This is a genomic window from Streptomyces diastatochromogenes (genome assembly GCF_002242805.1).
In the GTDB taxonomy this organism is placed as follows: Bacteria; Actinomycetota; Actinomycetes; order Streptomycetales; family Streptomycetaceae; genus Streptomyces; species Streptomyces diastatochromogenes.
Genome location: NZ_MCGQ01000015.1, coordinates 150,391 through 162,044, shown reverse-complemented (window position 1 = coordinate 162,044; position 11,654 = coordinate 150,391). Strand labels below are relative to the sequence as shown.

General features: G+C 67.2%; 12 protein-coding genes. 10 read left to right on the top strand and 2 right to left on the bottom strand.

The window, feature by feature from the left end; translation table 11 throughout:
• The first annotated feature begins 26 nt into the window (after positions 1-26).
• On the top strand, positions 27-689 hold the full coding sequence (locus tag BEK98_RS19375; protein WP_208643151.1) for an HAD family hydrolase: 663 nt from the start codon (positions 27-29) through the stop codon (positions 687-689).
• Here the strand turns inward: BEK98_RS19375 and BEK98_RS19370 are convergent.
• Entirely contained in the window at positions 670-1,947 is a 1,278-nt protein-coding gene (locus BEK98_RS19370) for an NsdA family TPR-like regulatory protein (protein ID WP_094217831.1), read from the bottom strand. The two genes, BEK98_RS19375 and BEK98_RS19370, sit on opposite strands and share 20 nt — an antisense overlap.
• 344 nt (positions 1,948-2,291) lie before the next feature.
• On the opposite strand from BEK98_RS19370, the gene BEK98_RS49580 reads away from it, so the two are divergent.
• The 5 genes from BEK98_RS49580 (at position 2,292) to BEK98_RS19345 (ending at position 5,336) form a co-directional block, all read left to right on the top strand.
• Positions 2,292-2,630 carry a hypothetical protein gene (locus tag BEK98_RS49580; RefSeq protein ID WP_208643150.1) on the top strand — a complete coding sequence of 113 codons (339 nt, stop codon included), beginning with the start codon at positions 2,292-2,294 and terminating at the stop codon, positions 2,628-2,630.
• An 89-nt stretch (positions 2,631-2,719) separates the two neighbouring features.
• Positions 2,720-2,944, top strand: a complete 225-nt coding sequence (locus BEK98_RS19360; RefSeq protein ID WP_094217830.1) for a DUF397 domain-containing protein — start codon at positions 2,720-2,722, stop codon at positions 2,942-2,944.
• Positions 2,945-3,040: 96 nt separating this feature from the next.
• Positions 3,041-3,523, top strand: coding sequence for a hypothetical protein (locus BEK98_RS19355; RefSeq protein WP_094217829.1), 483 nt, complete (start codon positions 3,041-3,043; stop codon positions 3,521-3,523).
• Positions 3,520-4,125, top strand: a complete 606-nt coding sequence (locus tag BEK98_RS19350; protein ID WP_094217828.1) for a DUF5753 domain-containing protein — start codon at positions 3,520-3,522, stop codon at positions 4,123-4,125. The genes BEK98_RS19355 and BEK98_RS19350 overlap by 4 nt, the downstream gene beginning before the upstream one ends.
• 38 nt (positions 4,126-4,163) lie before the next feature.
• Positions 4,164-5,336, top strand: coding sequence for a serine hydrolase domain-containing protein (locus BEK98_RS19345; RefSeq protein ID WP_094217827.1), 1,173 nt, complete (start codon positions 4,164-4,166; stop codon positions 5,334-5,336).
• Positions 5,337-5,468: 132 nt separating this feature from the next.
• On the opposite strand, the gene BEK98_RS19340 is transcribed toward BEK98_RS19345, so the two are convergent.
• Entirely contained in the window at positions 5,469-6,284 is an 816-nt protein-coding gene (locus BEK98_RS19340; protein WP_341868977.1) for an inositol monophosphatase family protein, read from the bottom strand.
• A gap of 224 nt (positions 6,285-6,508) precedes the next feature.
• Here BEK98_RS19340 and BEK98_RS19335 point away from each other — a divergent pair, with 224 nt between their 5' ends.
• The 4 genes from BEK98_RS19335 to BEK98_RS19320 all read left to right on the top strand — a co-directional run bounded on the left by BEK98_RS19335 (position 6,509) and on the right by BEK98_RS19320 (position 11,332).
• The gene (locus BEK98_RS19335; protein WP_167444209.1) at positions 6,509-7,699 is read left to right on the top strand and encodes a TIGR03118 family protein; all 1,191 of its coding nucleotides are present in this window, start codon (positions 6,509-6,511) and stop codon (positions 7,697-7,699) included.
• Positions 7,700-7,863: 164 nt separating this feature from the next.
• Positions 7,864-8,406, top strand: a complete 543-nt coding sequence (locus tag BEK98_RS19330; RefSeq protein WP_094217825.1) for an MOSC domain-containing protein — start codon at positions 7,864-7,866, stop codon at positions 8,404-8,406.
• 797 nt (positions 8,407-9,203) lie between these two features.
• Positions 9,204-10,334, top strand: coding sequence for an FAD-dependent oxidoreductase (locus BEK98_RS19325; RefSeq protein WP_094217824.1), 1,131 nt, complete (start codon positions 9,204-9,206; stop codon positions 10,332-10,334).
• A 509-nt stretch (positions 10,335-10,843) separates the two neighbouring features.
• Positions 10,844-11,332, top strand: coding sequence for a carboxymuconolactone decarboxylase family protein (locus tag BEK98_RS19320; RefSeq protein ID WP_107428283.1), 489 nt, complete (start codon positions 10,844-10,846; stop codon positions 11,330-11,332).
• The last annotated feature ends 322 nt before the right edge of the window (positions 11,333-11,654 follow it).

Genomic DNA, 11,654 nt, shown 5'->3' with positions numbered 1-11,654 from the left:
GGTCTGCTCCCCGCTACCCTTCCCCCATGATTCGCGCAGTGGTCTTCGACGTAGGCGAGTGCCTCGTGGACGAGACCCGGGAGTACGGGACCTGGGCCGACTGGCTGGGGGTGCCGCGTCACACGTTCCATGCGATGTTCGGGGCTGTCATCGCGCAGGGACGGGACTACCGGGACGTCTTCCAGGAGTTCCGGCCCGGATTCGACCTCTATGAGGAGCGGGAGAAGCGTGCCGCTGCTGGCCAGCCGGAGACCTTCGGCGAGGAGGACCTGTACTCGGACGTGCGACCGGCCCTGGCCAAGCTGCGAGCGGACGGGCTGTGGCTCGGTATCGCCGGGAACCAGACTGTTCGTGCCGGACGAATCCTGCGCCAGTTGTTTTCACACGACGTCGATCTGATCGGTACGTCGGACGACTGGGGGGCCAGCAAGCCCGATCTTGAGTTCTTCAAGAGGGTCGCCGAGGCCGTGCCGTTCGAGGTAGACGAGATCCTGTACGTCGGGGATCGGTGCGACAACGACATCCGACCAGCTAGTCAGGCCGGCATGCAGACCGCGCTAGTGCATCGCGGGCCCTGGGCCACGATTCAGTGGAGCACCCGTGAGGCAAGGGAGCTGCCGACCTTCCAGGTCGAGAGTCTGCTGGAACTACCTGAGCGCATCAGTCAGTTCAACGCCCCAAGGCGCTGAGCGTCGTCGCCCAGCCGTACAGGCGGTCATCGAGGTCACGAACACAGCGCTCATGCTGGTGGGGCGTGAGTGCGCGGCGAACCTCGCGTACTCGGTCCATGCCAGTGGCGTACCAAGTGATCGCCAACTGGTCGAGGGCCTGGCCCGCGTACCCGCAGGCCTGTTCCGGGTTTCCTGATGCCACCTCCACGGCTGCCAGATCGCCGTAGATCACTGAGCGCTGTTTGTCCTCTGCGGCCGTCATCGAGGCCAAGGCATGGAGCAAGCTCTCACGGGCCTGCGGGAGGTGCCCCGCGATCATCTGAGTGTTGCCCTTGAAGGCTGCCAGACGGGCCGGGGAGAACCAGTCCATCCACTCCGGCGACGAGTGGTCATTGCCGACCGCCAGTACGTCCTCGGCGTGACCGATCAGGTTCAGTGCTGTGCGGGTGTTCCCACACCTGGTCTCGCATTCGGCCTCCACCGCGTCGAGCCAGGCCAGGAACTCTGCGGAGGCGGGAGCACGGCGGGCGTATGTGCGGGCTGCCGTCATGCGCTCCAGGGCTCCGTCACGGTCCGCCACCCAGCCCGGGACGAAAGCCATGTGCGCGATGATTGCCGAGCCGAGCAACGGGTCGTCTGCTTCCCCAGCGGCTTGCAGGGCCAGTAGGAGGGTGTCGGTTGCCCTGCTCGGTTCGCGAAGGTCGAAGAACTCGATTCGGCCCGCCAGAAGGTACGTCTCGGCCAGAGCGGTGGCCACCGTACGACGAGTCGTGTCCCTCGTCTCTGGCAGCAGGGCACAGCCCAGAGCCGCGTGGGCGGCAACTGCGGGGTGCAGCTGCGTTGGCGTGACGGACCAGTAGAGCCGCCGGTGAGAACGCGTTACTGCCTGAAAGTCGGCTCCGGCCGTGTCGGGCTGTGGTGCCGCGCTGGCTCTGCCGGGCAGGACCGCCAGGCCCAGGGTCGCCGCGCCACCGGCGACCAGGGTGCGTCGCGAATGACCGGGCTGCGGCGAGCCGTCGGAACCCCACGGTGGCGTGAAGCCAAGCGCCTCCATGCTCTGGCCCAGCAGGTGGACGAGCACGCGCTGGCAGTCCGGCTGCGGCCATGGAGGACTGTCCGACTCCCAGCGCCGGACTTGCCGCACTCCGATCGACAGCCCGCGAATGCCCATGTCCTTGGCGTGCTGAGTAAGTGCATCCGCCAGATCCTGTTGTGAGTTGAACCCGGCGGCTACGCGAGCAGCCTTGAGTCGGACGTTGCCGGTGGGCCTGGGCACTTGGACACCTCCTACTGCTGGCTGCTCCAACAGTCCCACACTAGGTCCCTTGTTGAGCGGCCTTTACCTCAGAAGAGGCAGTCGAGGCCCTTCTCAAGTCCCCTTAGAGGCCTTTCCAAGTCCTCGAATATGTCGATTGCTTCCAGAACGCTGTGTGCCGTACCTGATGGGACCCAGGACAGGAGGCAGGCGTGGATACGCAGGAGGCGTTGGACAGGGCCATTGCAGCGTGGCTCGCCCGAGCTCATCCAGCGCCGGATCGGGCACGGGCCGAGTGGGCAGTCCAGGGCGTCGCACTCCTGCCTCTCGGCGATCGGTTCGCCGCTGTGCGTATGCCGGCCGCCGTGGTTCATGCTGCGGTAGCTTCGTGCGACCCGGACCAGGTCGCGGCCTCGCTCGGCGAGATGCTGGGCGGTTCCATCATCTACGACCAGCGCGTCGCGGGTGGGACGTACTACGCCCTGATCCAAGGGCACACCGGCCTGGTCTGGGCATACGACGACATCGCCACATGCCTCGGGCACGGCACCTATCTCGGAGTGCCACGGCTCGACCAGCAACAGCCACCCGGCACGTACTGGGTGATTCCGCCTCGCTACGAGGGTGACTTGTGCGCACCCCGATCGATCATCCCTCTGGTCGAGTTGGGCCGGTCCCGACTGGCCTCCTGCGCCGAAGCCTGATGCATCGGCCTCCTCCCCATGAACTCCCGCCCACCAAGGGCGGCGGCGGTCAGTCATGGCCGCGATCAGCTGAGCAGGAAGGTGCAGTGATGCTGGACGGAACCAAGCTGTACGGGCTGGACATCAGCGGGGCCTCCTTCGTGAAGGCATGCGGAGGCCCCTGCACGGAGGGGTGCGTGACCCTGGCCCGGATCGGCGACGACGCCTGGGCGCTGGGTGACAGCAAGCGGCCGGATGTCGAGCCGCTTCGGTTCACGACGGAGGAGCTGGCGGTAGCCGGCATCGATCCGGCGAGGTTCGGGCTGTCTGTCTGACGGTCCGTCGCCCGTCCCACCGGTCTCGGCTCCCGCATGGGGCCGGGACCGGTCCCCCCTTCGACCTTCGACCCTCGACGCTCGGTAGGAACGACGGTGCATCACCACGGCTATCTATGGGTCGGAGCGAAAGAGCGCTTCGACCAGGAGGCCCTCCGGCGGCCTCCGCATCCCGAGCCGCCGCCGGCCGGAAGCAAGCCGGAGCTGATCCAGCGCTATCGCGAGGTGGCGGCGGAGTTCGCGACCGTGGATCTGCCTCCGTTGGAGACGGCTTACTGGCTCGTCAAACCCCGTTCCCTGGTTCGTGGCACGTGGGGTGAGGCGAAGGACGCTGCCGCCTGGATCGGGGCGCGCGTGGCTGAGTACGCGCCCCGGTTTGCCTCCGAAGGGGAGCGCTGCTTCATCGATCTTGCCTTGTTGGCCAACTCCACTGCTGAGAAGCTAAGTTCTGGGGGAGATGTCTCGCTCGGGTTCTACCTCGAACGCCCCTCATACCTGTCGCTTGCGGTAGTGACGTGTTCTCCGAACCGTACGAAGCCTGAACTGGCCTGTCTCGTTGAGCAAGGAGAGACAGTGTGACCAGCTTGATTCCCTGGCAGCAGCGGCTGTCCACCGGCACGGAAGACATCCAGGACGAAGTCATCCGCTGGTACCAGCAGACGCGGCGCGGGAAGGCGTACGTTCCCGAGATGATCTGGGGCACGCTCCAGACCGAGGCTTACGCGAGCGTGATCCTCCATAAGGTCGTCGAGTTTCTCGGCGTACCGGATGACGTGTCGGCTGGTGTGGCCAAACGCATGGAGCGTCAGCAGGTCCTGTACGACGGGGAGCACCACTACGACGTGATCTTCGGCGAGCAAGCCCTGTACACGAATGTCGGTGGGCCGGAGGTCATGCGCGGGCAGATGGAACGCCTGCTCCGCGACATCGATCTGCCCTCGCTGACCCTCGGCGTCCTGCCCTCCACCGCCGAGGTGGGGGTGGTACCTATGCCCGGTTTCAACATGTACGACGGCGGGCGAGTCCACTACGAACTCGTGTCGTCCGGTGTGGACATCACCGACACCGACGAACTCGGCCTCCATGACAAGGCATTCGACGCCCTGAGCAGCGCGGCCAACTATGGAGATGCCGCCCGCAGTCTGATCAGCAAAGCCCTGGCTTTCTGGAGCAAGGGTTGACGACCTGTGAGGCGGGCCAGAGTGCCAGGATGAGCGGCATGACGACGATCGACGGTGAGGTCGCGTACGGGTTCGAACCCGTACGCGAGGCGTTCGCGGCGAACTTCGCACAGCACGGGGATCTCGGCGCGGCGCTGTGCGTGTACCTGGATGGTCGGCCGGTGGTGGACCTGTGGGGTGGGACCGCCGATCCTCACACTGATCGCCCGTGGACGCGGGACACGCTGCAACTGGTCTACTCGGCGACGAAGGGGGCAACCTCGGCGGCGGCGCATCTGCTGGCCCAGCGCGGGGCGCTGGACCTGGACGCTCCAGTGGCCGAGTACTGGCCGGAGTTCGCCGCGAACGGGAAGGCGGAGATCCCGGTGCGCTGGCTTCTGTCCCACCAGGCCGGCTTGGTCGCGCTGGACCAACCCGTGCCGCTGACAAAGGCGTTGGCCTGGCATCCGATGGTGGCCGCACTGGCCGCTCAGCGTCCGGTGTGGACTCCGGGAACCGCGCACGGGTACCACGGCCGGACGTTTGGCTGGTTGGTCGGCGAGGTGATCCGCCGGGTGTCCGGCCGCACGCCGGGCCGCTTCTTTGCCGACGAGATCGCCGCCCCGCTGGGGCTGGACTTCTTCGTCGGGTTGCCTGCGGGTGAGCGCGACCGTGTCAGCCGCATGGTGTACCAGCAGCCGGACGTCGACCTCACCACCGTGCCTCCCGAGTCGATCCCCGAGGAACTCCGCGATCTGGTTGCCGCCTGGCGCGACCCGAACTCATTCAGCAATAGAGCGTTCGCGGTCACCGACCCGGCCGAGATCGACTTCAACTCGCCCGACGTGCAGGCCGCGGAACTCCCAGCCTCCAACGGCATCGGCACCGCGCGCGCACTGGCTCGCATGTACGCAGCGCTGATCGGCGAGGTGGACGGCGTGCGCCTGTTCACCCCGGAAACCCTGGCATCGGCGACGAAGGAGCAGACCAGCGGGATGGACCAGGTGATGGTGGCGCCGAGCCGATTCAGCTCCGGATACATGCTGCCCACCGAGACCAACCCCATGACCAGCCCGAACGCCTTCGGCCACACCGGTCGAGGCGGCTCCCTCGGCTTCGCCGACCCGGAGCACGGAATCGCCTTCGGCTACGTCATGAACCACATCATCGGCGGGGCCAACGATGTGCGTGCGACGTCACTGGTCGAGGCAGTGCGAAGGTCGCTGGCGTAGCAGTGTCGAACCCGCTGTTGGACACATGTTGTCGTGGGGCCGCCCGCTTCTTTGGCAGTGTCGTGCTTCCGCGAGCCGAGTAAAGCCCTGGCTTTCTGGAGCAAGGGTTAACGACCTGTGCGTGGCGGCTTTCTACAGCTTCTGCGGCTCTCCGTTCTGGATACTGCGCCACAGCTCCCCCACCTCCTCCGCCACCCCAGGCGCCGCCAGCAGCAACGGCTCGTCATACACGGGCACCCGCGGAAGTGCCACCGCCCCCGCCTCCGTCGCGATCAGGTACGCCGGAAGCCCGTCCACCGCGTGGAATTCGCCGATGGCTGCGGCGGTGGCTCGGCCGGCGGCTACCTGGGCCAGGGAGAGGGCCGTCGAGCCCATCACCCTTGCCGTGCAATGGCGACGGGAAAGGGCCACCAGAAGGGAGTCCAGGCCCGGCCAGTGGGCGTGGGCTGCCCATTCCGTCAAGAACAGGTGGCCTGTGAGGGTGGTGTCAGCGGCTGCCCGGATGGGGACGCCGTTCAGGCGGGCGCCTCGCCCCCGGATCGCCGTGAAGGTCTCTCCCCGCCAAGGGTCGGCCACCAAGCCCAGCAGCGGGGTGCCGTCGGGCGCCGCCAGGCCCAGGGAGAAGGAGCACCAGCCGATGCCGTGGGCGTAGTTTGTCGTGCCGTCCACCGGGTCGACCACCCAGTAGGGGGCGTTCGGGGTCGTCGGCTCGTGGGTGCCGTATTCCTCGCCCTCGATGCCGTGGGTCGGGAAGGCTGCCCGCAGGACCGAGCGGACGTGTGCCTCGATCGTTTCGTCGGTCTGCGTGACGATGTCGGCCGGGCTTGCCTTTTCTCGTACCTCGCCGCCACGCGGGCGGCGGATCTCCTCTGATGCCCAGGCGGCCAGGTCGGTCGCCACTGCCAGGGCCCGGTCGAGTTCCAGGTCGTGGTCGTTCACAGGGTTCACCGCCGGTCGGTCAGGGACGGTCCTGGGGAAGGATGTCATGGCCCCGCGCCGGCGCGCTCCGGCTGGTACGGCGACGTCTGCTTCGCACTCGCCGGCGGGCAGCGGACGGCGGCGTCAAATTCCGTCCAACGATGACGCACCTTGCGTGTCACTTACGTATGCATTTGCGATTGCATGAGATTACTTCTGTCGGTTTGCCCCATACTGGAACAGGAGTAATACGCATGGCATCACAGGCACCCGCCCGTAGACCCCGTCCCGGTCTGCGGCGGCTGACCACGGTCTCGCTCGCTCTCGGCACGCTCGGCGCGCTCGTCGCCGCGGCGCCGCCCGGGGACGTGCCACGCGGGGCCGATCACGGGTTCCGGGAGCGCGATCTGGTGTCCGACATCGCGGGCAGGGCGGAGAAGACCGACCCGAACCTGGTCAACCCCTGGGGTCTGGCCAGCACGCCCGCCGGCAGCATCTTCGCCGCGGACAACGGCTCGGACTCGGCCACGAAATACTCGGGCGCCCGGGACAACAAGCCGGTCAACCTCCTCTCCCCGGTCGTGTCGATCCCCGAGGGCGGCGCCCCGACCGGGGTCGTACGCAACGACACCGACGACTTCCGCTTCAAGGACCCCACGTCAGGGAAGTCCGGGGTCGCCCGCTTCCTCTTCGCGGGGGAGGACGGTGACCTCTTCGCCTTCAGTTCGAACGTGAACCCGTTGAGCGCCGTCCGGGTCGCGCACGAGAACAGTGACGGCGAGAACGCCGTCTTCAAGGGCCTGACGGTCGTGCCCGGCAAGAAGGAGCACGGGGACGACAAGAAGCACGGAGGGGACTGCAAGAAGGGCGGCAAGTGCCACGAGCCGCGCGTGCTGGTCGCGAACTTCCGTGACGCCCGCATCGACAGCTTTGACAAGAAGTTCCACCTCCTGCCGCCGGACGACCGATTCGACGACCCCGACATCGAGAGCGGCTTCGCGCCGTTCGACGTCAAGCTGATCGGCAACAGGGTCTTCGTGACCTATGCCCTGCAGAACGCCGACAAGGAAGACGACGTACCCGGTCCCGGCAACGGCTTCATCGACGTGTTCAGCACCGAGGGCAAACTGCTCAAGCGCTTCGCGAGCCACGGCCCGCTCAACTCGCCCTGGGGGCTCGAGACGGCGCCCGAGAAGTTCGGGAAGTTCTCCGGTGACCTGCTCGTCGGCAACTTCGGAGACGGCAGGATCAACGTCTTCGACCTGAAGACCGGCCACTTCGAGGGAACCCTTCGGGACCGCAATGGACACCCGATCGTGATCCCGGGGCTGTGGGGGCTCCAGCGCGGCACCAACAAGTCGGGCGGCCGGAACAGCGTCTGGTTCGCGGCGGGAATCAACGGCGAGAACAACGGACTCCTCGGCACCCTGCGCGCCGAGAAGTAGAACGAGAAGTAGAACGGGGAGTAGGCCGAGGAGTAGTACGAGTAGTACGTCGCCTCGCCCGCCCCTGGGTGCTCGCCCGGGGGCGGGTTAGGCTCACGGCTGATCTTGGAGCGCTGAGCGGACAGCGGAAGCGCACAGCAGACAGCAGAAGCGGGGGTTGCGACATGGGTGGCACTGTCACTGCCGTGAGCAGTAACGGGGAGTACTCCTTCACCAAGCCGAACCGGGAGAGCATCACCCTGCTCGCCGGGCTCGGGGTCGAGGGGGACGTGCATGCCGGGGTGACCGTCAAGCACCGGTCCCGGGTTGCTCAGGATCCCACGCAGCCCAACTTGCGGCAGGTGCACCTCATTCACGAGGAACTGTTCGAGGGGGTCGCGGGGCGTGGGTTTCGGGTCGGAGCCGGGGAGCTGGGCGAGAACATCACCACCCGGGGGATCGATCTGCTGGGGCTGCCCACCGGGACCCTCCTGCGGATCGGGGACCACGCCGTCGTCGAGGTGACCGGGCTGCGTAATCCCTGTGCTCAGATCGACAACTTCCAGCGCGGGCTGCTGAAGGAGGTCGTGGGGCGGGGGGACGACGGCCGCGTCTTCTACAAGGCCGGTGTCATGGGTGTAGTGAAGGTGGGGGGCGTTGTACGGCCCGGGGAATCCATCGTCGTAGAGCTGCCTGACGGGCCCCACCGGCCGCTTGAGCGGGTCTGACGAGCGGTCAGGCATTTCAGGCGGTGGTGGGCACGAACGCCGCTATCGCCTCGTACAGGTCCTTCGGACTGTCCAAGTGGATGTCGTGGCCCGCGTTCGGGATGACCTTCAATCAAGCGTTGAAAATTTTACCTAATTTCTATTGACTTTTGGCATATCACATAGAAAGTGATTACTAGACCACAACACCGAAAGAGCCACAAAGTCGATGAGGACGTCTAATCGACGGAGTGACTTGGACAGGATGCGGTTCAGGCCCCCGGCAAGCCGGCGCGATACCGAGGCGACAGTGACGACTGAAGCTTCAGGACACGTGCAGCACTACCGGGGACTGTTTTGTGCCGGGACGACTCCACGGATGCACCGCATGCGACCATCCAGTCACTCTGCGTCAATGCCGGGCTGGATCTCCACGGTGAAAGCCGCATCCTCGGGGCCGACGCCTTCCTCGTCCTCCCAGACGATCACGCGCACGTGCCTCTCCCCGGATGCTGCGCACCTCCCACTCGGTCGCCAGGTCGGTGACGACGAGCGCGGCGACGTACTTCGCGCCGTGGGCCGGATCGTCGGCGGTGACGGTCCCCCGCCGTCGCCCGGGGTGGCCGCCGTAGGGGCGCCAGCCCTGCGAACCGTGCGGCTCGTCGACCCCGTACACCCAGCGCTTCTCGGTGCCGCCCATGGCACCGATCCTTCGGCGGCTGTCGATCGGATGTAGGTGGCTCGTCGGCGGGGGCTGACACCTTTCCAGAGACGGCCGGCCGGAGCTCACCGGGCGGCCCGATCCCGAAGGAGCCACCATGCACACTCCCGTCACGATCATCGGCGCCGGACTCGGCGGACTCACACTGGCCCGCGTCCTGCACGTCCACGGAATCCCGGCCACGGTCTACGAGGCCGATCCCTCCCAATCGGCGCGCACGCAGGGCGGGATGCTCGACATCCACGACTACAACGGTCAGCTTGCCCTCGAGGCGGCCGGTCTGATGGACGAGTTCCGCGCCATCGTCCTGGAGGGCCGCGAGGCGATGCGGGTCCTCGACCGGGACGGGACCGTCCTGTTCGAAGAGGCCGACGACGGCACGGGCGGACGCCCCGAGGTGATGCGCGGCGAACTGCGACGGATCCTGCTCGAATCGCTCCCGGCCGGCACCGTCCAGTGGGGGCACAAGGTCAGCAGCACCCGTGCCCTGGGCGAGGATCGCTACGAGGTGACGTTCGCCGACGGTGACACCGTCGTCGCCGGCCTGCTGGTCGGCGCGGACGGCGCGTGGTCACGGGTGCGGCCGCTGCTCTCCGATGCCACCCCCGCGTACACCGGTACGTCGTGCGTCGAGTTCTATCTGCACGAGGCCGACACCCGTCACCCCGCCGCCGCGAAGACGGTCGGCGGCGGGTCGATGATCGCGCCCTCGCCGGGCCAGGAGATCTTCGCCCACCGGGAGAGCGGCGACACCCTGCACATCTACGTGATGCTCAGCAAGCCGCAGGACTGGTTCGCCGCCATCGACTTCACCGATGCCGCGGCGGCGACCGCGCGCATCGCGGCGGAGTTCGACGGCTGGGCGCCGGAGCTCACCTCGCTGATCACCGACGGCGACACCGCGCCCGTGCTGCGCTCGCTCCACGCCCTGCCGACCGGGCTCCGGTGGGACCGGGTGCCGGGGGTTACCCTGCTCGGCGACGCCGCCCACCTCCAGGCCCCGAACGGCGAAGGCGCCAACCTGGCCATGCTCGACGGCGCGGAACTCGCCAAGGCCCTCGCCGCGCACCCCGACGACGTCGAGGCCGCGCTCACCGAGTACGAGCAGGCCATGTTCCCCCGCAGCGCCGAGGTCGCCACTTTTGAAGGTGTCGAGGTCCACCGGATCGACTCCGACGACAACACGGCTCACGGCCTGATCAACATGTTCACGGAGAAGGGCCAATGAGCCACTCGAGCCCCGTACTGATGCTCTCCTTACCGCCCTCGTACGAAGGTCTCGACCATCCCGTAGCTGGAACGTAAGGCCGGCTGAGAGGTTCCGGCCGCGCTCCCGTGACGACTACGACCGATGCATCGTCTGTCTGTACCTCGGCGAGTTGATGCTTCACGGCAGCACGGTCAGAACCCCGTACTTGGCCGCTCTGGCCAAGTACGGCGCTCAGATCATCGGCAGCTCGGGGAGGCGGTGGCGGTGAACTGCACGGATGGCCGGCGAGGGCAGCCACCGGGCGAAGCTGAGTTCGCGACTGGACGACTCGGTGCTGTCGGCACCAACGGCTCGTCGCCCGGCGGAAGTTGAGGAAAGAAAGGCTGCCACCAGGGCCGAAGCAGGCCCGGAGCACACCGGAAAAAATCTCTCCCGATTCCTGTCACATCTCCGTGCACCCCTCCGTCAGTGCTGTGAAGACGCCAAACAGGCCCACGCCAAACAGGCCCACGCCAAGGAGAGCAGCCATGACGAACACCTCGATCTCCCGGATGCCCAACCCGGCCGAGTTCGTGCCCGAGCTGAACGACATCAGCGCCGCCCTCTTCCGGGCCACGGGCAACCGCTCGGTGCCGCGCACCACGATGAGCCTCGTCCACCTGCGCGCCGGGCAGATCGTCGGCAACACCTACCTGACGATCCTGAACACCGGTTTCCTGCGCAAGGCCGGGGAGTCCGAGGAGCGCATCACCGCCGTCTCCTCCTGGCAGGACGCCCCGTACTTCACCGACGCCGAGCGCGCCGCCCTCGCTTTGGTGGAGGCCACCCTCCAGCCCGCCCCGCACGGCAAGGAGCGCGTCTCCGACGAGCTGTACGCCGAGGCGGCGAGGCACTACGACGAGAAGGCGCTGGCCACCCTCACCATCGCGATCGGCCAGATCAACTTCTTCATCGCCCTGGCCGTCATCGGCAAGCCGCAGCCGGTCAGCTCCCTCGCGGACGAGCAGTGGGACTGACTTCATCGCCCTTCAGCCAGGCCTCGTGGCGGAGGAGGAACGGGCGGCGCCCGGCACCCGGTGGGGCCTGGTCTCGGTAGGCGATGCTCGTGCCGTCCGAGGTGATGATGTGGACGACCGTAGCGGGCAACTTGCCCTCCTCTAGCGACAGTTCGTGCGGGGTCGCCCGATGCTCCCCCTCGCCACCAGTGATGTCCCGAGTTGCGCCGCCCCACCGGCGGGGTGACGGTGGATGAGGGGTGTTGACGGTGCCGATGGCACTGGGGGCGAGGGGCATCGTGTTCGTACTCGGCAGACCCGCGCGATTGTTGAATCGTTGAGT